Here is a 26,656-nt window from a genome sequence, read left to right as displayed (position 1 = left end):
TCTCTTTTTTACATTATTCTAATATAATTAAAACTCATTGGTAAAATGTAGCTTTACTGATGGATATTTTTCCTGAGTCATAGTAATACTAAAAGCAGAATCTGCTAAAAACACTAATTGTCCAAATTTATCTTTTGCTAAAAATTTTTGTTTTACTCTTTTGAATTCTAAAAATTCGGGAGATTTTTCATCTTCAGCTTCTACCCAACAAGCCTTGTGAACATTGCTTGTTTCATAACTACATTTGGCAGAATATTCATGTTCTAAACGATATTGAATTACTTCAAATTGCAGAGCACCTACTGTTCCTATAATTTTACGATTATTTATTTCCAAAGTAAATAGTTGAGCTACACCTTCATCCATTAATTGATCTATTCCTTTTGCCAACTGTTTAGCTTTCATAGGATCTTCATTATTAATATATCTGAAATGCTCGGGTGAAAAAGAAGGTATTCCTTTAAAGTTTAATTTTTCACCCTCCGTTAACGTGTCTCCAATTCTAAAATTTCCAGTATCATGTAATCCAACAATATCTCCAGGATAACTTTCTTCTACTACTTCTTTTTTATCAGCAAAAAAAGCTGCCGGACTACTAAACTTTAATATTTTATTTTGTCTAACATGTAAATAATTTGTATTTCTTTTGAAAGTGCCTGAAACCACTTTTACAAAAGCTAATCTATCTCTATGTTTAGGATCCATATTGGCATGTATTTTAAATACAAATCCGGTAAACGATTTTTCCTCGGGTTTTACTAATCTTATATCACTCATCTTTGGTAGTGGATTAGGTGCTATTTCTACAAAGGCATCTAATAATTCCTGTACACCAAAATTATTTAATGCTGAACCAAAAAATACTGGTTGTAAAGTTCCTTCTAAATATTCTTCCTTAGAAAATTCAGGATATACTGAGGCTATCAACTCTTGCTCTGCTCTTAATGCTTCTGAGGCTTGACCTCCTATTAGAGTTTCTAATTCAGTGTTATATATATCATCTATATTTATGCTATCTCCTACTTTTTGTTTTTTTTCTTCTGTAAAAAATTTAAGTTTATTTTCCCACATATTATAAATTCCCTGAAAATCCAGTCCCATTCCTATAGGCCAAGAAAGAGGTGTTACTCTTAATTTTAGTTTCTGTTCTACTTCATCTAGTAAATCAAAAGCATCTTTTCCCTCTCTGTCTAATTTATTTATAAAAACTAACATAGGAATATTCCTCATTCTACAAACTTCAACTAATTTCTCGGTTTGTTCTTCTACACCCTTTGCTACATCTATTACTACAATAACTGAATCTACAGCAGTTAAAGTTCTATAAGTATCCTCAGCAAAGTCTTTGTGCCCAGGAGTATCCAAAATATTTATTTTTTTGCCTTTATATTCAAAAGCTAATACTGAAGTAGCTACAGATATCCCTCTTTGTCTTTCAATTTCCATAAAATCTGAAGTTGCTCCTTTTTTAATTTTATTGCTTTTTACTGCTCCTGCTTCTTGAATTGCTCCCCCAAAAAGCAAAAGTTTTTCTGTAAGTGTAGTCTTTCCCGCATCAGGATGGGAAATAATACCAAAGGTTTTTCGTCTTCCTATTTCTTTTTCTAAATGAGTACTCATATTGTATCTAGCTTAATATCGAAAAATGATTACAAATATAGGATATTTTAATGCATATTTATTTTTGCTTATGTATTTGTTTCATTTATATATAGTTAATAAAATAATGAATCTTTTTTTATGAATGATATTTATTTTTATTGAAAAATTATACTTTTGTCTTTTCAATTCTTATTCTGAATCATGAATATTAATCTAAAAAATGCTATTATAACTCAACTTACATTACAATCTGTAGGAAATAAGTTAAGGGAAGAAAAAAATATATATGCCGGAGATCTGTTTCATTTAACGGAAAGAGAAGAAGAAGACCTTCAACCTTTTTTTATGTCTGCATTTAAAAAAAGTTCAGAATATTATAAATTTACTCATTATACACAAGATGTAAATTTTAATGTTTTATATTCTTTATGTAAAGATATGTTTGAAGAAATATCTGATTTTGTCTCATTTTCAGATAGGGTTTTAGATCATTTATTTGAACGATCAAACCATCCTCAAATAAAAGCCGGAGAAATTTTCATCGCTTTGTTAGAGGAAATTGATATAGGACAGGAATCTAAAATTAAGGGAATTGGTATTTTTAAACTAGAAAATAAAAATAAATTTCTTCGATTTAAACATACGGACATTGTTGAATGTGCAATACAAAAAGGTTATAGACTGGAATCTACTATAGATAAAGGCTGTTTAATACTCAATACTTTAAAGGATGACGGATATTGTGTTTTAGTTCATGATGATACTTTGGTTGAATCTGAATACTGGAAAAAATCATTTCTGGATGTAGAATATATTAAAGATAATGCTTACCAGACAAAAAATTACATTAATTTACTTTCCAATTTTTCTCAAGAAATAATTTTTGAAGAAAAGGGTAAAAAAATTCAAACAGAATTTATTGGCAATTGTTTACAAATTTTCAATTCTAATGAAACTATATCTGAAGATTTATTAGAAAAAGAATTATTGGAAAATTATGATATGGTAGATGAATTTAAATCCTATAAAAAAGAATATGCAGAAAATTCCAAAATTCAATTTTCAGAAATTTTCGATGTTTCTACATTAGCCTTAAATAGGGAAAAGAAAAAAATAAAAGCAGAAATAAAGCTAGATACACATATACAAATTAAATTAGATGTTAATAAACCCGAAAGTTCTGAAGATTTTTTGGAACAGGGATATGATGAAGAAAAAAAAATGTTTTATTATAAAATTTATTATAATAATGAACTTTAAAATCTTTATTAATTATAATATTTTCAATTTATTCTTTTTTTTATAACTAAAATTATTTTATTCATATATTTACTCCATTTCTTACTTAAAAAATATTAGATGCCAATTGTTGATTTTATAATTCCTGATTATTTTACAAGGATTGTTTCATGGAAAGTTAGTGAAACAACTGAAGAACTATTGAGAATACTAAATCTGAATAAAAAAAGACTAGCTACCTATGAATCCTTAACTCCTAAAAGAAAACGTGAGTATTTAGGATTAAGAGCCTGTTTAATGGCTTTAGGTTTAGATGACAATGTACAATATACAACTGAAGGAAAACCTTTTATTGAAGGAACATATAATATATCAGTATCTCATTCACACGGTGTAGTCTGTGTAGGTGCTTCTTCTTTTAATATAGGTGTAGATATTGAACTGGAAAGGGATGAAAAAATAAATAATATAAAATATAAATTTATTAGAAGTGATGAATTTACATACATTCCTGATGAATCTCAAAAAGACTATTATCATATCATATGGGGGATAAAAGAAGCTCTATATAAAATACATCAGGGGAACCTTTGGTCTTTTTTAAATCATTACAGAATTGAACCGTTTGAACTTAAAAGTGATAAACCCATTATTTGTTGGATTACGGATGACCATTCAAGTGTTAAATACTACGCCCATTATAAAAAGATTAATAATTATTACATGGCTTATGTATTAAATTATGAATAAATAAATTTTTGAATATTTGCAATTCTATTTTAAAACAATATCTATATTTTTGCAACGCAAAATAATTAATATATATTAAAAAAGCCTTTTGAAAAAAGCCTTAATTATACAAAATAAATACATAGGAGATGTTTTAGTCGCAAGTATTATTGCAAAGAATATCAAATCCGTTTTTCCCGATATTGAGGTCCATTTCTTTTGTTACAATAAAGCCATCAGCATATTGGATAATAATCCTTATATAAATAAAATTATAGATTTTGATGATACTGAGCTAAAAAAAATACCTGTATTATGGAAATATGCTCAATATATTAGAAAAGAAAAATATGATATTATTTTTGACCCTTATGCAAAGTTGCAAAGCCGTTTTATTATTTTATTTTCAAATGCAAAACGAAGAATAAGTTTCAATAAACCTTTTTTTAAAAATCTATATACGGATGTATTTTTGGAAGAAAAATATCCAAAAATTGTCTGCTGTACTTCTATAGAAAATAGGTGTTTACTTCTCACTCCTTTCTTTCAAGACTTTTCAACTATAAATTTTCAAACAGAAATATTTCTGAAGGATTCTGAAATTGCTGATGCCCGCAAGCTTATGTCTCAAGTAGGAATTACCTTTTCTAAGCCCATTTTAATGATAGGGGTATTAGGTAGTGTTCTAGATAAATCTTGGCCTTTAGAATATATGTCTGAATTGATTAATTTGTTAACTCAAAATTTTAATGTAGATATATTATTAAATTATATTCCTAATCAAAAAAAAGAAGTTGAAAATATTTTAAAAAACGTCACAAACAAAAAACCAATTTATTCAAATATTTTAGGAAAGAATATAAGAGAATTTTCTGCTATTTTAAAAAATTGTACTGCACTGATTGCTAATGAAGGAGGAGCTGTTAATACAGCAAAGGCAATAGATATACCTACTTTTTCAATTTTCTCGCCTCACAAATTCAGAAAAGATTGGGGATGTTATGAGAATCTTTTTATACATAAGAGTTTTCATCTCATGGATATTTTTCCTGAAGTATACCAGGAATTTTCCATAAAGGAAATTCTAAAAAACCCAACTCCTTTTTACAAAATAATGTCTCCTGATAAGGTATTACCAAATATTGACAAATATTTACAAGAAGTTCTAAAAATAAGTCCTAAAGGAAAAACTTTTTTTAAAATACCTTCATTACATCCTAAAATTACTGCTTTAGCTATTACTTATAATGAAGAAGTAAACATTGACAGATATTTGAATGATATATCATTTGCAGATGAAATTATTATTGTAGATTCTTACAGTACTGATAATACCAAAAACAAATTTTTAAAATATCCAAATGTAAAATTTATAGAACGCAAATTTGATAATTTTACCAATCAAAAGAATTTTGCAATTTCACAGGCTTCTAATGATTGGATTATTTTTTTTGATTTAGATGAGCACATTCCTGAAGGTTTAAAAATTGAAATTCTTACGACTGTTAATTCTGAAAACACTAAAGATGCGTATTGGGTATATCGAAATTTCTTTTTTTCAGGTAAACATATAAAATATAGTGGTTGGAAAAATGATAAGGTTATAAGACTTTTCAAAAAAAATAAGGTTCATTACAGAGAAAATAAATTTGTACATGAAGAAATTATTTGTGATACTAAAGCCGGATTTTTAAAACACAAGATTGACCATTTTTCTTTTAATTCTATAGATTCTTATCACAAAAAATTAAATCAATATGCAAGTTTAAAAGCTGAAGAATTATTTAAAAAAAGGCAAAAACCAAACTTTTTTCATTATTATATAAAACCAGCTTTTCGATTTTTTAGCCACTATTTTTTACAATTAGGTTTTTTAGATGGAAAATCCGGATACATAATTGCTAAAATGTATGCTCAATATGTATTGGATCGTTATAAATACTTGGATCAATTATGGATTGAAAATAGAAAACTGTAAATATAATATTTACAGTTTTCAAAAAGTATAAAATTTATATTTGAAAAGAACACTTCTTATCTATTTCCTCCTTCTTTTTTAGTATTATCTTTTATTTCTTTTCTTTCTGTCTTTTTAATTTTACCATTAGCAAAGGTATATTTAACTGCTAAACTTACTCTTCTACTCTCCCAATCATATCTTCCATCTATATAACTAGGAATAATTTTATTAAATTGAGAATGCTGAGCATTAAACAAATCTGAAATCCGCACAGTAAAACTTAATTTATCATCCATAAATGCTTTTTTTACAGAAAGATCTATTTTCCATTGCTCTTTATAATTATTTTGTAAATCTTTATTTTTGGATTTGTAAATTCCAAATAATTGTACACTAATAGATTTGGGTAGAGTAAATGTATTATTTATCTTTAGAGTATGAGAATCTATATTTCTTTTGCTCCATTTATTTTGAATAGTTCCTGAAATTTTCCCCCAATAATATTCAAAACCAGAATTTATACTCCACCATTTAAATGGATTATAATTAATATCCAACTCTCCACCATACTGATTATTGCCCTCTGTATTTTCACTTACAATTTCTATATAAGTAGGTTGTTCTATAAAACGTTGTAGTATCTGATCTTTTATATCTCTTATAAAAATATTAGCCCCTATATACAATTTTGAAAGATTGGTAGATATTCCCATTTCGTAAGAATTAGTATATTCCGGCTTAATATTTTCATTACCTGAATAAACTATGGTACCAATTGAAAACTGCGGGACTGGAGAAAATAGGCCTGCCCAAGGTCGGTCTATCCTTCTGGAATAATTAAATGATATTTCTGTTTTCTTTTCTTTTCCCAATTTATATCCTGCATGTAATGTCGGATAAATCTGATAGGTATAATCCTTAAAATTTTTCGAATTAGCAAAGTCTGTGTTAGTTCTGGTATCAGAATATTCTCCTCTTATACCTGCCTTTATCCCCAGTCTCGTCCATTCTTTCTTATATTCTACATATAAGCTATAAATATCTCTGCCAAATTCATAAAAGTTTTTGGTCAACACACCATATTTATCTTTAAATTTATTTAAACGAAACTCTGCTCCTGCTGTTAATTCTGAATTATTTGAAAGCGGATTGGTATAGTCTAAATTTGCCCGAAAATTTTCTTCTTTCTGATTCCATAATTCTAATCCTTGTAATGTAGAGTTGCTTTCTGTATCTTCGTAATATTTATCATAATTAGCCTGAACTTCTATCTTATGTCCAGATTTTGCGAACTCAGATTTATAAAATAAATCGTATTCCTGATTTTTTATATGGTAACTATAATTTTGTTGATAAAATTTTTCATTATAAATACTAGATTCTAAACTATTATTTTCAGTTTCTGAATTATTTCCCGATTGATAGGTATATAATGATAATGTATTCTTGTCATTCAAAAAATAATCAAATCCTATTTTACCTGACCGATTAATGGGCTCACCATTTAATTTTGATGTTTGAAGAGAATGAGTACTCTCTCTAAATAAATAAGCTGAATTTTGCCAGTTCCATACATTATATGTACCACTTCCGAAAATATTGAATTTTTCAAAGCCTTGATTAAAATCAATACCTGTCGTATATTTTGAATTTGCTCCGTGGATATAATTTGTATTCAAATTTATATTAGTACCTTTTTTGGAACCTTTTTTCAAAATAATATTGATTATTCCGGATTTTCCTTCCGGAGAATATTTGGCCGGAGGATTAGTAAGTACCTCTATTTTATCAATTAAATCAGGAGGATATTGTCTCATAATTTGTTCAAAAGAGATAGTAGTGGGTTTACCGTCTACTAAAATTTTTACATTGGAACTTCCTCTTAAAGAAATTTGATTGTCTTGATTAACATATATACCGGGAATTGTATTCATAACCTGAGATAAGTCTTGTGATGCTCCTGCTAAATCATCTCCCACGGTAACTACTTTCCTGTCTATTTGATTAACAATAGTTGTTTTTTTTCCTAATACAACCACTCCTTCTATTTCCTTTTCCTTAAATATTTTCTTCAATACTATAGTTCCTATATTAATAGAAGAATCTTCAATACTAAACGATAGCTCTTTCTTTTCATACCCAAATTCTTCTATTAATAATATATATTTTCCCTCGGAAAGTAGTGTACTGAAATTACCTTTTTCATCTGAAAAAAATTCTTTTATAGCATTCCCTTCTTTGAGTACAGATATTTGTGCCCATGAAATTTCTTCAGAATTTGAATCTGTTTCTATTTTCCCTGTAATTTCTTTCATGTTTTGTGAAAAGGCTAAATAAGGTATAAATAAGGCTATATTTAGCAAAAATATTTTTAAAACACTGTTTTTCATAGCTATTAATTTCGATTTATTACTTTGTTATACATAATAGCAACTTATATAAGCAACTATTTTATACAATATGTATTAGATATAGCAGCTTTGTTACATTAAATATGAATTTTTTGAATGCAATTGAAAATATTTTTATCTTTTTATAGAATTATTCTTTTTCATTCAAAAAAATCATTCTTAATAAAAATATAATTTAATTTTTTTATAATTTTTTTATAGTTCCCGATCCAGAAGTTTTTGTCCTGATTAAATTAGCATTCCCTTTATAATATATATCTCCGGAACCCGATATACTTGCTGATATAGTTTTTTCTGCAAATAGTGCTATAGTACCAGATCCTGATACTGAAACATTTACATTTTCAGCTCTAAATTCATCTACTTTTATGTCAGAGGACCCTGAAATTTGAATATTAAAATCTTGGGTTTTTCCTGTCAAAAGAAGGTCTGAGGATCCTGAAACGCTAACTTTAGTTATTGTCGAATTAACTTCCATTTTAACGTCACTTGATCCGGATAATTGTAAACTTGTATTATCTGCAATTAAATTTTTTATCAATATATCCCCTGAACCTAATGTCTTTATTGTAAAATGACTTGCTTTTACATTTTTAAATATAATGTCTCCCGAACCTAAATTTAGAAGACTAAATTCAGATATATCTAAATCTTTTTTCACATAAATATCACCACTCCCTGCAGATGTTATTGATTTTATTTTATCTACAGGTATATAAACCACCATTCTTTTTTTGGAAGATATATTCGTGTTTTTTTTAAATCTTACATATAATGTTCCTGACTTGCTTTCTATCTCAATAAAATCTATCAGATTAGATTCTGCTTCTACAGTAATATCTCCTACATTACCATCTGTTAAAACAATATCTATAGAACTGCGGGAAGATATTTCTGTATAGTTATCTACTTTTTGAATTTTCTTTATTAGTTCTCCGTTACCTACTATTATTTCTTTAGATGAGAAACTATATTTTTTTTCCTGTTTTTGAGCTTTTTCTATTTGTGAATTACAACTTTGAAAAACTCCTAATAGAGCTAAAATTAATATTGTAAATCTCATATTTTTATTATTAAAAATTGGTTTTTAGTTTTTAGATAAATTTCTTATTTGTCTTCCTAAACTACTCATTTCCTGTCTAAATTTTCTCATTTCCTCCTTAAACTCATCCATATCACTTTTTTCCGATGATCTATTTACTAATATGGTTATATCTCTTGAATTATCTTTTTTTATTTTCTGCTTTATGTTTACGTCATTCTCCATTTCTTTATCAATTTTTTGTGTATTATAAGGTTTCGAAATTTCACGACTCTTTTTTTCCATCTCTTCTACTTTCTTCTTCGGGTCCGTTGAATTATAATAATACTTAACAGTAATTTGTTCCTTTTCTGATCTTGATTTTATCGGAAAATCTTTGTATGAGTATGTATTATTATCTTCTTTACTATTTGTATTTCTTATCCAAATTTTTTGTTTATCTTCTTCATTTAGTTCTTTAATTGCAAAAGCTTTTTCTATTTCTTCTGTATTACTGTTTTCAAAAATCTTAGAAAATTCTTCTTTAGGCAATTTTGATACTTTTTGGTTCTTCTCATTTTTAAAAATTTTATCAAGAGCTTCTTTAGATGTAGATATTACATATGCTTTATTTCCTACCATAAGTGTATCTATATAATCATGAGAACCACTCTCCAATGTGTCTTTTAAATAATTAGATATCTCATCTATTTGTAATGCTTGTTTTATTTGCTCTTTTTGTCTAGATGTTAATTCATTCGTTATTTTATCTTGAGCATACACTTTATTGCTGAAAATATAAACTAAGATTAAAATAAAAGGTACGCTGAAAAACTGTAATAAGATGGCCCTGGTTGAATTTTTCTTTCTAGTCATCATTAGTAGCCGTTTTTTAGTCAATATATAATTGAAATTACTGGCAATAGGAACCGCTTGTTTTACTTGAATTGTATCTAATATGAGTTTTTGATATTCATAAATATCTGTTTTTGTTTTTAAAACAGAGTCATCAGCCAGGAATTCATGATTAAGCTGTATAGCTTTTTTATATAAATAAAAAGCAGGATTGAACCAAAATATAGATTTTATTAATTCAATAATTAAAATATCTATAGAATGTCTTTGTCTTATATGAGCTATTTCATGCTCTAATAATTCTTTTCTGGAAAAATTTTCATTTAAATTTTGTTTTGGTATAAATATATATTTCCAAAAACTATAGAGTGGTTCTTTCCGTTCATTAATAACAAGAAAGATTCCGTTATAACTCATCTTTTTACTTTTAAAGACATTTAAATATATTCTAAAAAAATTAATTAAAAATTTTATAATTAATAAGGAAGTTGTACTTATATAAAAAAATAACAGAATATTCTCCCATTTAAATAATGTCTCCTTTTCAGATATTATATCTTTCTTCGTTTCTTTTAATAAAATAGTATGCTGAGATGAATTAATACCTGCATTTTTCTCAGTAATTTCAATAGTACTTTCGTTTTTTTTATTTTCAATCTTTTCTTTTGCCTTTATCTGCGTTTTTTTCAAGGGAGTTTCTTGTATATTTTCAATTAAATTTCCCTTATTGGGTAATGTGATAAAAAAGAAAGGAATTGATAAAGATAAACTTAAGGTTATCAATAAATAAGCTCTGTTAAATCTGAACATTTTCTCTTTTTGCAATAAAAGGAAATAAAACCCTATAAAAAGAGATGAACATAAAACAACTTTAAAAAAATACTCAATCATTTTTTTTCTTTTTTTGGATTTCAGAATCAACTAACTTTTTTAAACTTTCTAGTTCCTCAATTGTTAAATCATTAGATGAAGTGAAAAATGAGGCAAATTGAGGAGCAGAATTATTAAAAAATTTATTTATAATCCCTTTGACTTCTTTAGAAAAATAATCTGATTTTTTTACTAAAGGATAATATTGTCTAGAATTACCAAATACCTCATAGGACAGGAATCCTTTGTCTTGCAACCTCTTTAGTAAAGTAGCTATGGTAGTAGTTGCCGGTTTAGGTTCTGGATAGCATTCAATAATTTCTTTTAAAAAAATTTTTTCCGCTTTCCATATATACCCCATTAACTGTTCTTCCTTTTTAGATAAATTCATTATTCTATATTTATAGATCTTGTTCTACAAATATAGAATATTTTTTTAAAAAGAATGTTGTTTTTTAAAAATTTTTTTTATAACCTTTTATTATAACTAAAAAATAATTTGGAGATATTTAAGATCGTCCATTTATTTATTATATTAAATATGTATAATTTATTTTATCTAATAGTATTGAAGACCAAACGTATAAAGTAAATTATAGAAATTTATTTGATCAGTAATATCAAACTATTTTTATTATACTTATTTCATTTAATCAAAGTAGAATGTTAAATTATCTTTGTAAGTAAGAGAGTAATAATGTAATTATGACATATACATAGAATATAAAATATTAATTTAAATATAGATCCTAATTCAATCCTTTTTTATAAAAATAATATATTTAAATTTTATTATTTAATTCATTTTATAAAAAAATATGTATACTTATTAGCTGTATAAAATAAAATTATACAATAAATCTATGTATATTCTAATTTTACAAAAGTGATTACTAAAAGTAATTTGTTATTGAACTAAAAAATAACCCCATTAAATGAACTTTGGCATGGCTTTTGATAAATATAGAATAATTCATTAAGACAGTGAATTTTCATAGTAGTTAGTTTTGACCCCGCTTTTTGCGGGGTTTTTATTCTTCAGTATTTTTTATTTATAGTACTTTATAATTTGGATGTAATCTTAATATGATCATTAACACATCAGCAATTTAACTTATTTTAATATTTATGAGCTATTTATTAAATATTTAACTATATTTTAACATTTGTTTATATTATTTTAATTGCACGTGGCACAAATCTTGCTCAATAATATATAATTCATAAGGCAGTGAATTTTCATAGTAGTTAGTTTTGACCCCGCTTTTTGCGGGGTTTTTATTCTTCAGTATTTTTTATTTATAGTACTTTTTATAAAATGGATATAATCTTAATATGATCATTAATATATCTGCAAATCACCTTATTTAATTGATTCTATTATTATTGAATCATTTATTAAATATTTAACTATATTTTAACATTTATTTATATTATTTTAATTTCATATGGCATAAATCTTGCTCAATAATATATAATTCATAAGGCAGTGAATTTTCATAGTAGTTAGTTTTGGCCCCGCTTTTTGCGGGGTTTTTTATTTTTTAACATTTTTAACTTTTAATAAATATTTTACGGCATTAATTTTGATATATTGTACATGTTCATAAGGCAGTGAATTTTCATAGTAGTTAGTTTTAACCTCGCAAAAGCGAGGTTTTTATTTTTTATTAAATATTTTTATAAAATGAGGCTTTCTCAATTAAGATTTTATCTACTATATAAAAATAAAAAAGTCTGATAAGTATTTATCAGACTTTTTTTATCAAGTTTTTTATCAATTATTATTTATGTTTAGAATATATATCAGAAACCTTATCCCAATTAACAATTTTAAAGAAGGCTTCTATATATTCAGGTCTTTTATTTTGATAATTTAAATAATAAGCATGTTCCCATACATCTAAACCTAGAAGTGGATATCCTGAAATACCAACTCCTGGCATTAAAGGGTTATCCTGATTAGCTGTTGAACCTATCAATAATTTTCCATCTTTAATTACTAACCATGCCCAGCCTGAACCAAATCTACCTGCTGCTGCTTTTGAAAATTCTTCTTTAAAAGACTCAAACGATCCAAATGCCAAATCTATAGCTTGAGCCAAATCTCCTTGAGGCTTACCTTTTCCATTAGGGGTTAACCATTCCCAAAATAAACAATGGTTTAAATATCCTCCCCCATTATTTCTTATTGGTGTTTTATCAAATCCTTTAACTATAATTTCATCTATTGGAAGATTTTCTAATTCTGTTCCTGAAATTGCATTATTTAAATTTGTAGTATAAGTCGCATGATGTTTGGTTAAATGGATTTCCATTGTTTTAGCATCAATGTAAGGTTCCAACGCATTATATGCATATGGTAATTTTGGTAATTTAAATGACATAATTACTATTTTTTAATTAAACTTTTCTTTATTAACAAATATAATAAGATTTATGATTAATATCATATCATAAAGATCAGAATATTTTATAATAAGATTTAAAAATAATATGGATAGAATTAGTTGTTTTTTTCTTTTTCAAGTAGTAATAAATTATATATAATTATTAAAATAAATTAATTTGTTCTCCTTCATAATCATCAGATTTATCATCATTATTCTCTGATGTTTTTCCTTCTACCTCATCTTCTAATTCCTCTTCTGATTCTTCAATAATTTTAATATTTTTAATTTTTTCTTTGGATAATTGATTTCCTTGTGCTTTAATTCCTTTAATAGCAATAAATTCTTCTAAATTAACTATTTCTTGTTCTTTATTTTTACCAAAATTAATTTCTGCTATCAATTTATTTCCTGTACCAACCCATTCTATAAATGATTTAGGGTTTTCTGAAATGAAAAAAATTTGAGAGTTTAATGTATCTTCTAACAGAAATCTTTTTATATAATAAATGGACTTTTCACCATCATAGTAAATACAACATATTGGTTTTTCAGGTTTCCATTTTTGTATAATTAAAAGATCTTCTTCAAAATGGTTTAATAAATCAAAGGTATTAAGCTTAGCAATACCCTTTGAGTTTATAGTTAATATTTTATCTGTTCCTTTAAATGTTCCTAAATAAGTTCCTCTTCCATCTACATTTAATCTTTGAATAGAATCATCAAACCATATTTTTCTAGGAGCTAACGTTGATACTCCTGTTTCTTTTAATTCTATTTTTTTTACATAGTGTTTTGATACTATATTACCTTTAGATGCTCTTCCTTTAATAGCCAGTTCTGAAAAATCAACATCAAATTTCAGTTTTTTCACCCTCTGGCTAGGTTTCAAATAAATTGTTACCACTTCAGCTTCTCCATTGGGATTTGCTGAAAAATACTGAATTTCTGATCCTTTTTCATTTGAGATCAAATTATATTCTTTATCCCGGGTAATAGAGGTTACAGGAAATCTTTTCATATACCAAGGGCCTAATTTACCTACTTTATAAATTAAATTATAAATAGTTCTGTTATCATTCTTTTTCCAAACTCCAACATAAATAATATTTTTCCCTACAAAAGTTTTAGCCTCTGCTTTAGTAACTAACATAGTTCCATCTTTTCGGAAAATTATTATATCATCAATATCTGAACAATCAAATAAAAATTCATCTTTTTTTAAAGAATATCCTATAAATCCTTCTTCTCTATTTACATAAAACTTAATATTGGCAACAGCTACTTTTGCTGCATCTATAGTATCAAATGCTCGTATTTCTGTTTTTCTTTCTTTTCCTTTTCCGTATTTTTTCTTTATGTTTGTAAAATAATCTATGGCATATTGAATTAAATTTTCTAGATTATACTTAGCTTCAGCTATTTTTCCTTCTAATGCCAATATATTTTCTTCAGCTTTTCCTAGATCAAAACGGGTTATTTTTTTTATGCGTATTTCTATTAATTTAAGAATATCTTCTTCTGTAACTTCTCTGATTAAATGTGATGTAAAAGGTTTAAGTTCTAAATCAATTGTAGAAATTACTTCTTCCCAAGTTTTAACTTCTTCTATCTTGTGATATATGCGGTTTTCTATAAATATTCTTTCTAAAGAAGCAAAATGCCATTGTTCTTGAAATTCATCCAGTTCTATTTCAAGTTCCTTTTTTAATAAACTGACAGTATGATCTGTATTTTTTCGTAAAATTTGTGAAACAGAAAGAAATTCTGGTTTATCAACATTAATAACGCAGGCATTAGGGGATATAGATACCTCACAATCGGTAAATGCATATAGGGCATCCATCATTTTATCCGGAGAGACATCGTTTCCTAGGTGTATTAAAATTTCAACTTCCGATGCTGTATTATCCTCAACTTTTTTTATTTTTATTTTTCCTTTATCATTAGCTTTAAGTATACTATCTATTATAGAGCCCGTGTTGGTTCCATATGGAATTTCACTTATCATTAGAATCCCTTTTTCAGGATTAGACAATTTTGCTCTGGCTCTTATTTTCCCTCCTCTCTCTCCGTCATTATAATTGGATATATCTATTAGTCCACCGGTTTGAAAATCAGGATATAAAACAAAAGATTTTCCTTTTAAATAGGCTATGGTTGCATCAATTATTTCTATAAAATTATGAGGCAATATTTTTGTTGAAAGTCCTACTGCAATACCTTCTACGCCTTGTGAAAGAAGTAAAGGAAATTTAACTGGAAGATTTTCCGGTTCTTTATTTCTTCCATCATATGAAGGTTTCCAAATGGTTGTTTTAGGATTAAAAACAACATCTAAGGCAAATGGGGTTAAACGCGATTCTATGTAACGTGCTGCTGCTGCTCCATCTCCTGTATATATGTTTCCCCAATTCCCTTGTGTATCTATTAGTAATTCCTTTTGGCCTAATTGCACAATGGCATCGGTAATAGCTGCATCACCATGTGGATGGTATTTCATGGTATTCCCCACTACATTTGCAACTTTATTATAACGCCCATCTTCTAACTCTCTCATGGAATGGAGAATACGCCTTTGCACCGGTTTAAGTCCATCATAAACAGAAGGTATTGCTCGTTCGAGAATTACATAAGAAGCATAATCTAAAAACCAATTTTCATACATTCCAGATATTTTCTGAATGCTTTCTTTGTTTTTATCGGGTGTTAATTCTTGTTTGTCTTTGTTATTCTCTTCTATCATTTATTATACTTCTATCTGTTTACGCTGTTTTTCTTCTAAGAATTGTTTATTATCATTAATTACTTTATTTAATGAAATGTTCAAGTCTTTAATTTGTTTTTTTGTTAGATATGAAATATCAAAATATATTTTAGTTTGTCCTGTTTGTACTCTTGTGCTAAATATATAAATTTCTAATCTTTTTTTTAATAAAAATTTATTTTTAATTGCAAATTTTTTAAGTTTTCTTTTTGGAAAATCTGATTGTTTTTCTCTTACTAAAAAGGTAGGGAAAAATGATTTTTCATTTTTTAAAATTAGTGTTTCTCCTTCACTATCATATTTAAAATATGGGCATCCCAAATAACTCATATATAAAAGGGCTAATAAACTTATAATGGCAATTATATCATCTTCTTTTTTTAGAATGTTAATATTTAAATAATTAAGCATAAGGCAAATTAATAAAACTATAAGTAACATTATATTAATAAATGCTACTTTTTGTTTTATATAAGTATTCTGTAATTTCATAATTAGACTTTGAATAATAATAATTAATTTATTTTGTATTTCTACTTTTAATAGTTAAAAAAGTAGATATTATATATCATCAACCACTAAGTTATTTATGATAAATTCTTGTCTTGTTAATGTATTTTTCCCCATGTAAAAATCTAACAATTTATCAATAGATGTATCCTTTCCAAGCATAATTGGTTCAAGCCTCATATCTTTACCAATAAAATTTTTAAATTCATCAGGAGAAATTTCCCCTAAACCTTTAAATCTGGTAATTTCAGGATTTTTACCAAGCTCTTCCAAGGCTTTTATTCTTTCTTCTTCTGTATAACAATACCGGGTTTCTTTTTTATTTCTTACTCTAAATAGGGGGGTTTGTAATATATATAAATGACCATTTTTTATTAAATCAGGAAAAAATTGTAAAAAAAATGTTATCATTAGAAGTCTTATATGCATACCATCTACATCTGCATCTGTAGAGATAACAACATTATTATATCTTAAATCCTCTAAACTAATTTCGATATTCAGTGCGGCTTGTAAAAGATTAAATTCTTCATTTTCATAAACAATTTTCTTAGTAAGCCCATAACAATTCAAGGGTTTTCCTCTTAAGCTAAAAACAGCTTGAGTTTCTACATCTCTACTTTTAGTTATTGATCCAGACGCTGAATCTCCTTCAGTTATAAAAATAGTTGATTCAAGCTTTCTAGGTGATTTTTGATCATTATAATGTTGACGGCAATCTCTTAATTTTTTATTATGAAGGCTAACCTTTTTTGCTCTCTCCCTTGCTAATTTCTGGATCCCAGACAGTTCCTTCCTTTCTTTTTCTGAGGTTATGATTTTCCTTTGAAGAGACTCTGCTACATCTTGATTTTTATGTAAAAAATTATCTAAATGTTTTTTTAAAAAATCATTCATAAATGTTCGTATAGAAACCAAATCCGGCCCCATTTCACTACTTCCTAATTTTGTTTTAGTTTGTGATTCGAAAACCGGTTCTATAACCTTTATTGAAATTGCAGCTATTATTGATTTACGTATATCTGAAGCATCATAATTTTTATTATAAAATTCTCTTATTGTTTTTACAAATGCTTCTTTAAAAGCGGTTAAATGAGTACCTCCTTGGGTCGTATGTTGTCCATTTACAAATGAAAAATATCCTTCAGATTGAGATTTCTCACCATGGGTAAATGCTACCTCAATATCTTCATCTTTAAGGTGAACAATTGGATATATTATATCTCCTTCTATATTTTCTTGTAACAAATCCTGTAACCCATTTTCTGAATAGAATTCTTCTCCGTTAAAATATATTTTTAATCCCGGATTCAGATATACATAGTTTTTTAGCATTTTTTCTATGTATTCCTTTCTAAATCTATAATTGTTAAAGATTAAAGAATCAGGTTCAAATGTTATTTCTGTACCTCTACGTTCCGTAGATTCTGTTTCTGGACTTTCCTTTACAATTTCACCTCTTTGGAATTCTGCTGTACGTGTTACGCCCTCTCTTACTGATTTAACTTTAAAATATGAGGAAAGTGCATTCACTGCTTTAGTACCAACCCCGTTTAAACCTACAGATTTTTTAAATGCCCGTGAATCATATTTACCTCCTGTATTCATTTTGGATACTGCATCCTTCATTTTCCCTAAGGGGATTCCTCTTCCAAAATCTCTTATTTTTATTATATTATTATCTAAAGAAATATTGATACGCTTCCCTTCTCCCATGACATATTCATCTATGGAATTATCTAAAATTTCCTTTAATAATATATAAATTCCATCGTCAGGAGATGAGCCATCTCCTAGTTTTCCAATGTACATTCCCGGACGAATACGTATATGCTCTTGCCATTCAAGAGTTTTTATATTATCCTCTGTATATTGTGATTGATTTCCCATAACTTAGTTAAAAGCAAAAATACATTTTTTTATTATTATTTCAAATCTATATAGATCGAAAATAAACAAATTGTTTATTTTTTTAATATTTTATTCCTCCTATTTATCTATTTTCTGGAGTTCCCTCAAGTTTATTTTTAACTTCCTTAATAAAATTCCATAGACTAACAAATAATAAACAACAACAAAAGCTATGAGAAAAAAACTTATAATAATAAAAATAAGCATATATTTAGGAGAATGTATAGGAAGATGTACCTTTTCTATTTCATTACTATATCCATCTATAAAAGCTTTTCTAAATCCTCCCATAAAAGAGTAATAACCTGTTAAAAATAAAATTATCATTCCTAAGGTAAAGTTTACAATTATGAAAATATTCACAGTTTTCCTAAATTTTAGAATATTATTTATAAATTCTTTCGTAGAGTTTAAAATATTAATTTTTTTGTAACATTTATAAAAATAAAAAATAAAAATAAAAGATATAACAATATTTACATAGGATAGATATTGGCTTATTCTAGCATTTCTCAAATAATTTTGTTGAGCCTCAGCATCTAAATTATTCAAAATAGATTTATCTACAGAAGTAATAAATAATGATAAAAAAACAACTATAAATTCAATAATACTAATTATTACGATATATTTTACATTGTTAGTAGATTTTTTATTCAACATACGTATTAGTTCTGCCCGTGAATATTTATGAGCAGAAATTTGATCTTTCTTCCATGATTCTTTTAAATTATCTAAATCTAAATCTTTATTCATCCTTATCCATAATTTCTTTTAGTTTAATTTTTGCCCTTTTCATCTTTACTCTTGCATTTACTTCTGTAATTCCTAAAGTTTCTGCAATATCTTTATATGGCAAATCATCTAAATAAAGTAATACTAATGCCCTATCTATCTCTGATAGCTTTTTTATTGCATCATATAAATTATTAATTTGTTCTTGTTTATCCGTATAATCTGTATCTTGAGAAATTTTATATAAGTTTTGATCTATTTCCTGTGTATCTATTTTACGGTTTGATTTTCTAAAAAGAGTAATTGCTGTATTTAAAGCCACTCTATACATCCAAGTAGTAAATTTTGAATTTCCTTTAAAACTTTTATATGATTTCCATAATTGTAATACTATTTCCTGAAACAAATCTTGGGAATCTTCTTCATTGGTAGTATAAATTCTACATATTTTATGAATAATCCCTTGATTTTTCTGTATTAATTCGGAAAATTCTGATTCAATTTTTCTCACTGCCTGATACTATAAAATATGTATAGAATTTTAAGTAGTTGTTACAATTGTTTTATTTTTTTCTAAATTAATTGTTATTCACAACTTTTCCTGGATTCATAATATTATTAGGGTCAATAGCTTTTTTTATATTTTTTTGAATCTCCAAATTTGCTTTTGTAAATACAATAGGTAAATATGGTTGTTGTATGAGCCCTATACCATGTTCGCCGGAAATAGTTCCTCCTAAAGAATAAATATATTGAAAAAGATCATATAATATTGCCTGAATAAAAGGATTATTATAAGAATTTTTATATTGGGAATGATTAAACCTAATATGCAGGTTACCATCTCCCGCATGTCCGTAGCAAACTACTTTTAAATTATTTTTTAATGCTAATTGATGGACGAAATTTATTAAATCTGGTAATTTTGCCCTAGGGACAACTGTATCTTCTTCTATAGTATAACCATTTGCTTTAACAATTTCGGCAATTTTTCTTCGCATCTGCCACAATCTACTTTTATCCATCTCATTATCAGCAAAATATATCTCTTCTGTTGTATAATTTTCTAACACAGATATAGTCTTTTCAATTAATGGCATCAATTCTTCTTGAGATTCCCCATCAAAACTAATTAATAAATGAGCTTGTACGTTTTCTTGTAAAGGAATTGAATTATCTTCTAAATGAGCCATTGCCTGCTCCAGAGCATTTCGTTCCATAAGTTCTAAAGAACAAGGAAAAAGCCCGTTTTTGAATATGTCTGTTACTGCTTTTGCTGAATCTTCTAAATTATGGAATGGTATGAGAATCGTTATATCTGTTTTAGGTTTAGGAATTATTTTCAATACTGCCTTTGTTACAATTCCTAAAGTTCCTTCACTACCTATAAACAATTGAGTTAAGTTATATCCTGTTGAATTTTTTAGCGTATTAGCACCTGTCCAAATTATATCTCCATTTGGAAGTACCACTTCAAGATTTAATACAGAAGCTGATGTAACGCCATATTTTACTGCACGTAATCCTCCTGCATTAGTCGCTATATTGCCTCCTATAAAGGAACTTCCCCAACTAGAAGGATCGGGTCCATAAAGAAAACCTAATGGTTCTAAAGCTTGTTGCAAATGAAAATTAATAACTCCTGCTTCCACCGTTGCTTGAAAATTTTGAGTATCTATATCTAAAATTTTGTTTAATTTTTCTATAGAAATAATTACCCCAGCATGTATTGGTAAGGCTCCTCCCATTTGTCCGGTTCCACCTGCACGGGGAGTAATAGGGATTTTATGTTGGTTGCAATATTGTACAATTTGTGATATTTGCTCGACTGTTTTAGGTTTTAAAACTATAGAGGGTAAAAATTTAAGATTTTCTGTATGATCATATGAATAATCAATAAGTGTTTTTTCATCATAAAAACACAAATCTTTTCCTAATAATTCTATAAAATATGTAATATACTCAGGCATAAGTTATTTTTATAAAATACAAAATTAAGAATTTGAAAAAATAAACTCTTGTTTTTGTATATATAAAAAAAGACGGATTTTTTATCTTTGTAACGATGTTTTCAAAAAAATTTGTAATACGGTTACTATTAATAGCTTTAGTTTGTATTATTTTATTCTTTATTAATTTACTTACTGGATATGAAAACATTTCTATATTAGATTTATTTACTTCTCAGAATGAAACCAAAAATCTTATCATTTCTTATCGTTTAAATAAAACTTTAGCTGTAATTTTCGCAGGAATTTCTTTACCTGTAAGTGGTTTTCTTTTACAAGAATTGTTTAAAAATCCTCTGGCTGAGCCTTCGATATTAGGAATATCATCTGCTTCTGCGTTAGCAGTAGCTTTTTCTGTATTCTTAGGAGGTACACAATTAATAATTTCTTTTCAATGGCTAACAGGTTGGCTACTTATACTAAGTGCCCTACTTGGTGCATGGTTTGTATCTGTATTTTTGATATTTTTATCTCAAAGAATTAAAGAGGTTTCGACCTTTATTATTATAGGTTTTTTAATTTCATCATTTTGTGGTTCTCTTATAAGCATTTTACAAATATATTCACAATCAGAAACTTTAAAACAATATACATTTTGGTCTTTCGGCTCTTTTGAAGGACTTTCTGGAATTCAAATTTGGGTTTATAGTATTTGTGTTATTTCTGGATTATTTCCAGCTTTTTTAGCAGTGAAAGAATTAATCGGTTTTTTATTAGGTAATGAGTATGCAAAAGTTTTAGGGGTAAATATGCATCGGTTAAAAGTATGGGTTGTTCTTGCTGTTTGTTTATTGACAGGAAGTACTACAGCTATGTTAGGACCTATAGTATTTATTGGTATTATTATTCCTCATTTCTGCAGACAAATATGGAATCCTTCTGCATTATGGGCACAAATACTTTTAAATATTTTTTCCGGAATCGGTTTTATGCTACTCATTAGCCTTATTATGATTTATACACTGCTTCCTGTTAACATACTTTCGTCTCTTATAGGGATTCCTACCATTCTATTTATGATTTTAAAAACACGATTCAAAAATAGTATGTATTGAAAACTAACAGTGTAAATATAATTCAGCTAGAAAATCTTTCAATAGGATATTCAAAACCTCTTATTTCAAATATAGATACAAAAATAAAAAAAGGTGATATATTGTTATTAATTGGTAAAAATGGAAGTGGCAAAACGTCTTTTTTGAAAACTCTATTTAAAGAAATATCTCCACTTAAGGGTACCATTAAAATATTGGATAAAGATATAACAAAAATATCTGTTTCTGAATTAAGTAAACTAATTTCTGTAGTTTTATCTAAAAGTCAACTAAGCCCAGATCTTAAAGTATATGATTTAGTCTCTTTAGGAAGATATCCATATAAAAAATGGTATCAAAAATTAACAAAAGAGGAAGATAAAAAAATTGAAGAAGTGCTGAACTTATTTGAACTTTACCAATATAAAAACTATTATGTAAATGAACTTTCTGATGGAAATTTACAAAAAGCTATGATAGCTCGAGCCTTAGTTCAGGATACCCCTATATTGATAATGGATGAACCAACTTCTCACCTCGATGTTTCCAATAAGCTGGAGGTTATGAATATTATTCATTATCTAGCGAAAGAAAAAGAAAAAACCATACTGTTTACTTCCCATGATCTTTCTTTAGGTTTGAATGTAGCTGATAAACTCTGGATGATAAAAAATAAAAGTTTAAAAATAGGCTTTACCGAAGACCTTGCTAAACAGGAAGATATTTTAAATTATTTTGCTGGAAAATCTTTAAATTTTAATTATATTATTAATGAATATGAATTCACCCCTCATATAAATAAAAAAGAAGTTTCAATAGAAGGAAAAATCGAATCTATTTATTGGTTACGTAAAGCTTTGATAAGGAATTCTTTTTCTATTCATGAAAATGCACAAATAACTATTATCGGTAAAGATTCTTTTTTTATAGTTCAGAGTAATGAAACAGAATACACATTTATCTCTATAGAGGAAGTGATTAATTTTTTAAATGATATAAAATTATAATTTAGATATATTTATATATTACCAATTTAATGTAAATTTTCATTACAACTTAATTATATAATACAACTGTAATACCTAATTATAATTTATTTAGGTTACTTTAAAAAAGAATAAGTATACATTTTTTACTACATCTCTTCATATAGATTCATTTATTAATATAAATACAAATAACTCTACAAAATGACTTGTCCCTATCTAAATAACTTTTTGCAACTGATGTAAAGCCTTTTCTAATAAAGAACGAGGACACCCTATATTCATTCTCATAAATCCGGCACCTTCTTTTCCAAACATTTCCCCGTCATTAAGTGCTAAATGTGCTTTATTTATAAAAAGAGAATTCAATTCTTTTTGAGATAGGTGTAATTCCCGGCAATCTAACCATAATAAAAAAGAAGCTTCAGGAAGCATAACTTTAATCTGCGGAATATTATTCTGCAGGTAATCATTCACATACTTTACATTATCTTCAATATATTTTTTTAATTCTTTCAACCATTCTTCTCCTTTTTCATAAGCTGTTTGTAATGCTAGATATGCAAAAATGGTTCCATCATTTAGTTCATTGCTTACTAAATATTTATGAAATTTTTCTCTTATTTTTTCATTTTTAATAATAGAATAAGAAGTTACAATTCCTGCTATATTAAATGTTTTGGAAGGAGCATTAAATGTAATACTATTCTGTTCCGCTTCTTGAGATACTGAAGCAAAAGGAATATGTTTATTTCCATTTAATACAAGATCAGAATGTATTTCATCAGAAATTACCAATACTTTATTCTTATAACAAATTTCTGCTAATTGGGTAAGCTCTTCTTTACTCCATACTCTTCCACCCGGATTATGAGGATTAGATAATATTAAAATTTTACATTTTTTGTTTATTATCAGTAGCTTTTCCAAACCAGTAAAATCCATTTTATATCGATCCCCCTCTAGAATTAATGGATTATTTACCACCTCTCTGTCATGTAAATTAGGAATTATACGAAAAGGATGATATACCGGAGGTTGAATAATAATTTGATCTCCTTTTTCGGAAAAAACATCTAAAGCAAAAGCAATTCCTTTGACTATACCCGGTATGTAGCTGATTTCATTTTTTTCAACATTCCATTGATGGTGTTTTTTCTGCCAATCAATAATAGACTGATAATATTCTTGAGATGCAAAAGGATAACCAAAAATACCATGTTGACATCTTTTCACTAAAACATCTATTAATTCCGGAGGAGATTGGAAATCCATATCAGCCACCCATAGCGGAAGTAAATCATCTCTTCCGTATCTTTCTTTTAATACTCCATATTTTAAAGAATCCGTATTTTGTCTGTTTATAACCTGATCAAAATTATATTTTTTCATTCCTTACTAAAGTTTATACAAAAATATAAGTTTTATTTTAATAAGAGGAAGATTATTCGTTACTTTTGTTATTTATATAATCTATTCAACCTACCCAAATTCTACTAATTTATGGAAATGCATCAACATTTATTATATGAAATACAAAAACAAGTGAAACTTTCTGAAAATGATATTAATCTGTGTTATAAGTTATTTGAACCTGTTTATATTTCCAAAAATACAATTCTTGAAAAAGCTAATCATATCCCAAAATACATATATTACCTTATTTCCGGATTTATGCGTTTATTCTATTATGATGAAAATGGTTATGAAGTTACTACTCATATAAATTGCCCACATGGTTTTTTTTGTTCTTATATGGAATTTTTAGACCAAAAGTGTTCTCCTGTAAATGTTCATTGTATTACAAATTGTGATGTACTTAAAATGAATAGATCTGATTATTCCTTTATGATGGAAAATAGCTCTGCATGGAAAGATTATGCCACTTTCATTTTACAGAAATCTTTAGACTACAATGAAAATAGAGCTAAAAATTTTGCCATTTTAACTGCTGAACAAAGATATTTGGATTTAATAAATGCCAATCCTAAGATCATAAATCATGTTCCTCTACAATATATTGCTTCCTTTTTGGGGATTAAACCAGAAAGCTTAAGCAGAATTCGAAAAAATCTGCTTGACAAATGTTAAGTAGATTTTCCTATAAGTTTCTGAATTTTGTATTTATAATATAAAGTTTAAAAATATGACATCAAATGAATTGGTTCTAGTTACCGGCGCAAATGGACATTTAGGTAACAATTTGGTTAGATTACTTGTACAAAAAGGATATAAAGTACGTGCATCTGTTCGAAATATACATAATACAAAATCATTTGAAGGCGTAAATTGTGAAGTTATTTATGCAGATATCACCGACAAAGATTCTATGATTAAAGCTATGAACGGAGTTAGTATAGTCTTTGCTGTTGCCGCTGTATTTAAATTATGGGCTAAACATCCAAAAGAAGAAATTTATGATACCAATATGAAAGGTTGTCGTATACTATTTGAAGCAGCTTCTTTTGCTCAAGTTAAAAGAATTGTATATGTAAGTTCTATTGCTGCATTAAATTATTCCTCATTTCCGGTTAATGAAAATTCCGGATATAATAAGGACCGTAGAGATATGTATTATAATTCAAAAAACGACAGTGAAAAATTAGCTTTTCAATTATCTGAAAAATACAATATTGAATTAGTTACTGTATTACCCAGTGCAATGATTGGTAGTGTTATAACAGATAAATTAAGCAATTCCAATGAAATACTGAAAAACTTAATATCTAATAAAATTCCATTGGAAACTCATATATATATTAACTGGATAGATGTTAAAGATGTGGCTCAAGGCTGCTATATGGCTGCTATAAAAGGACGCAAAGGAGAAAGATATATCCTGGCTAATGAAAAAGGTATGTCTCTTACTACCACTATTGAAATAGCTAATCAGATCCTTCCTGAATTAAAGTTAAAAAAACCGAAATCAGTTCCTAAATTTATTCTTTATTCTATGGGATATATAATGGGAATTATTGCAAAAATTACTGGAAAAGCACCTGCTATTACTGAAAAAGAAGTTTCTATGTTTTATGGTCTAAAACAGGATTTTAATATTTCAAAGGCTAAAAATGAATTAGAATTTTCACCTATTCCATCAGAAAAAGCACTCAAAAATGCAATTTTATATATGTGGAAAAATAAGGAACATTTTTTGTGATTTTTTATAAATAATATATTTGTTGTATTATTTATAAAAAGCCTTATGAAATTACGATATATTTTTCTTTTTATTTTTGCAATACTCTCCGGAATACTAATTTTAACTAATCCTGATAAAAAAGCTCATGAAATTTTTTTAAGGAATAAATTCATATATTTATTTGACCAAAAAGCAGAAAATGAATTAAATAAAATTCAGAATCCTAATTTAAAATTCATTGGTAATCTCAGTAAAAATATACTCCCTGCATTAGAATATAAATGGGCAAATAATTTTATTGAAAAATATACAAAACGTAAAAATTATTTATTATTTTCTACAATTCAGGTTCTATATAAAGATAAATGGCATACTGTTGGAATTGGAATATTAAACCATATCCATTTGTTTCCAAGTTTAGAGGAAAAAATACAGAAACTGGATGTAAAATCTGAAGCTTTAAAATTTTTAACAGAGTAATAAAT

Annotated in this window: 21 protein-coding genes; 8 read left to right on the top strand and 13 right to left on the bottom strand. The window is 26.9% G+C overall.

Annotated features, from left to right (window positions below):
• Positions 1 to 27 precede the first annotated feature (27 nt).
• Positions 28 to 1,620, bottom strand: a complete 1,593-nt coding sequence (locus C4S76_RS03510; protein ID WP_105192717.1) for a peptide chain release factor 3 — start codon at positions 1,618 to 1,620, stop codon at positions 28 to 30.
• Between the two features lie 183 nt (positions 1,621 to 1,803).
• Between C4S76_RS03510 and C4S76_RS03505 the strand changes: the two genes are divergently transcribed.
• From C4S76_RS03505 to C4S76_RS03495, 3 genes are all read left to right on the top strand, one after another.
• The gene (locus C4S76_RS03505) at positions 1,804 to 2,862 is read left to right on the top strand and encodes a nucleoid-associated protein (protein ID WP_105192715.1); all 1,059 of its coding nucleotides are present in this window, start codon (positions 1,804 to 1,806) and stop codon (positions 2,860 to 2,862) included.
• Positions 2,863 to 2,961: 99 nt separating this feature from the next.
• Complete coding sequence (locus C4S76_RS03500) at positions 2,962 to 3,591, top strand: 4'-phosphopantetheinyl transferase family protein (protein ID WP_105192713.1); 630 nt, start codon at positions 2,962 to 2,964, stop codon at positions 3,589 to 3,591.
• A gap of 88 nt (positions 3,592 to 3,679) precedes the next feature.
• Positions 3,680 to 5,548 carry a glycosyltransferase family 9 protein gene (locus C4S76_RS03495; protein WP_105192711.1) on the top strand — a complete coding sequence of 623 codons (1,869 nt, stop codon included), beginning with the start codon at positions 3,680 to 3,682 and terminating at the stop codon, positions 5,546 to 5,548.
• A gap of 56 nt (positions 5,549 to 5,604) precedes the next feature.
• Here C4S76_RS03495 and C4S76_RS03490 read toward each other — a convergent pair whose 3' ends face one another.
• The 11 genes from C4S76_RS03490 to C4S76_RS03440 all read right to left on the bottom strand — a co-directional run bounded on the left by C4S76_RS03490 (position 5,605) and on the right by C4S76_RS03440 (position 20,970).
• Positions 5,605 to 7,920: an outer membrane beta-barrel family protein gene (locus C4S76_RS03490; protein WP_105192709.1), complete on the bottom strand. Its 2,316-nt coding sequence runs from the start codon at positions 7,918 to 7,920 to the stop codon at positions 5,605 to 5,607.
• Positions 7,921 to 8,125: 205 nt separating this feature from the next.
• Positions 8,126 to 9,004 carry a head GIN domain-containing protein gene (locus C4S76_RS03485; protein ID WP_105192707.1) on the bottom strand — a complete coding sequence of 293 codons (879 nt, stop codon included), beginning with the start codon at positions 9,002 to 9,004 and terminating at the stop codon, positions 8,126 to 8,128.
• A 24-nt stretch (positions 9,005 to 9,028) separates the two neighbouring features.
• The gene (locus C4S76_RS03480) at positions 9,029 to 10,708 is read right to left on the bottom strand and encodes a M56 family metallopeptidase (RefSeq protein WP_146105677.1); all 1,680 of its coding nucleotides are present in this window, start codon (positions 10,706 to 10,708) and stop codon (positions 9,029 to 9,031) included.
• Entirely contained in the window at positions 10,701 to 11,078 is a 378-nt protein-coding gene (locus C4S76_RS03475) for a BlaI/MecI/CopY family transcriptional regulator (protein ID WP_105192703.1), read from the bottom strand. The genes C4S76_RS03480 and C4S76_RS03475 overlap by 8 nt, the downstream gene beginning before the upstream one ends.
• Before the next feature lie 1,393 nt (positions 11,079 to 12,471).
• Positions 12,472 to 13,074, bottom strand: a complete 603-nt coding sequence (locus C4S76_RS03470; protein ID WP_105192701.1) for a superoxide dismutase — start codon at positions 13,072 to 13,074, stop codon at positions 12,472 to 12,474.
• Positions 13,075 to 13,240: 166 nt separating this feature from the next.
• Positions 13,241 to 15,823 (bottom strand): DNA gyrase/topoisomerase IV subunit A, encoded by a 2,583-nt coding sequence (locus C4S76_RS03465; protein ID WP_105192699.1) that lies wholly within the window; start codon positions 15,821 to 15,823, stop codon positions 13,241 to 13,243.
• A gap of 3 nt (positions 15,824 to 15,826) precedes the next feature.
• A complete protein-coding gene (locus C4S76_RS03460) occupies positions 15,827 to 16,336 on the bottom strand; it encodes a hypothetical protein (RefSeq protein ID WP_105192697.1) in 510 nt (169 codons plus the stop codon).
• Between the two features lie 69 nt (positions 16,337 to 16,405).
• Positions 16,406 to 18,244, bottom strand: coding sequence for a DNA topoisomerase IV subunit B (locus C4S76_RS03455; RefSeq protein ID WP_105192695.1), 1,839 nt, complete (start codon positions 18,242 to 18,244; stop codon positions 16,406 to 16,408).
• 99 nt (positions 18,245 to 18,343) lie between these two features.
• Positions 18,344 to 19,021, bottom strand: a complete 678-nt coding sequence (locus C4S76_RS03450) for a hypothetical protein (RefSeq protein WP_105192693.1) — start codon at positions 19,019 to 19,021, stop codon at positions 18,344 to 18,346.
• On the bottom strand, positions 19,014 to 19,511 hold the full coding sequence (locus C4S76_RS03445; RefSeq protein WP_105192691.1) for an RNA polymerase sigma factor: 498 nt from the start codon (positions 19,509 to 19,511) through the stop codon (positions 19,014 to 19,016). Before C4S76_RS03445 ends, C4S76_RS03450 begins: the two co-directional genes overlap by 8 nt.
• A gap of 67 nt (positions 19,512 to 19,578) precedes the next feature.
• Positions 19,579 to 20,970: an FAD-binding oxidoreductase gene (locus tag C4S76_RS03440; protein ID WP_105192689.1), complete on the bottom strand. Its 1,392-nt coding sequence runs from the start codon at positions 20,968 to 20,970 to the stop codon at positions 19,579 to 19,581.
• A gap of 95 nt (positions 20,971 to 21,065) precedes the next feature.
• Between C4S76_RS03440 and C4S76_RS03435 the strand changes: the two genes are divergently transcribed.
• The gene (locus C4S76_RS03435) at positions 21,066 to 22,064 is read left to right on the top strand and encodes a FecCD family ABC transporter permease (protein ID WP_105192687.1); all 999 of its coding nucleotides are present in this window, start codon (positions 21,066 to 21,068) and stop codon (positions 22,062 to 22,064) included.
• Complete coding sequence (locus C4S76_RS03430) at positions 22,061 to 23,050, top strand: ABC transporter ATP-binding protein (protein ID WP_105192685.1); 990 nt, start codon at positions 22,061 to 22,063, stop codon at positions 23,048 to 23,050. Before C4S76_RS03435 ends, C4S76_RS03430 begins: the two co-directional genes overlap by 4 nt.
• A 198-nt stretch (positions 23,051 to 23,248) precedes the next feature.
• Here C4S76_RS03430 and C4S76_RS03425 read toward each other — a convergent pair whose 3' ends face one another.
• Positions 23,249 to 24,421, bottom strand: a complete 1,173-nt coding sequence (locus C4S76_RS03425) for a MalY/PatB family protein (RefSeq protein ID WP_105192683.1) — start codon at positions 24,419 to 24,421, stop codon at positions 23,249 to 23,251.
• 111 nt (positions 24,422 to 24,532) lie between these two features.
• Here C4S76_RS03425 and C4S76_RS03420 point away from each other — a divergent pair, with 111 nt between their 5' ends.
• Genes C4S76_RS03420 through C4S76_RS03410 form a run of 3 tightly spaced genes read left to right on the top strand, consistent with a single transcriptional unit; the run spans position 24,533 to position 26,651 of the window.
• The gene (locus tag C4S76_RS03420; protein WP_245915783.1) at positions 24,533 to 25,120 is read left to right on the top strand and encodes a Crp/Fnr family transcriptional regulator; all 588 of its coding nucleotides are present in this window, start codon (positions 24,533 to 24,535) and stop codon (positions 25,118 to 25,120) included.
• A gap of 55 nt (positions 25,121 to 25,175) precedes the next feature.
• A complete protein-coding gene (locus C4S76_RS03415; protein WP_105192679.1) occupies positions 25,176 to 26,189 on the top strand; it encodes an NAD-dependent epimerase/dehydratase family protein in 1,014 nt (337 codons plus the stop codon).
• Between the two features lie 45 nt (positions 26,190 to 26,234).
• Complete coding sequence (locus C4S76_RS03410; protein WP_105192677.1) at positions 26,235 to 26,651, top strand: DUF4359 domain-containing protein; 417 nt, start codon at positions 26,235 to 26,237, stop codon at positions 26,649 to 26,651.
• Positions 26,652 to 26,656 lie beyond the last annotated feature (5 nt).

The organism is Apibacter adventoris (assembly GCF_002964965.1).
Lineage (GTDB): Bacteria > Bacteroidota > Bacteroidia > Flavobacteriales > Weeksellaceae > Apibacter > Apibacter adventoris.
This window is presented reverse-complemented; position numbering and strand designations above follow the sequence as displayed.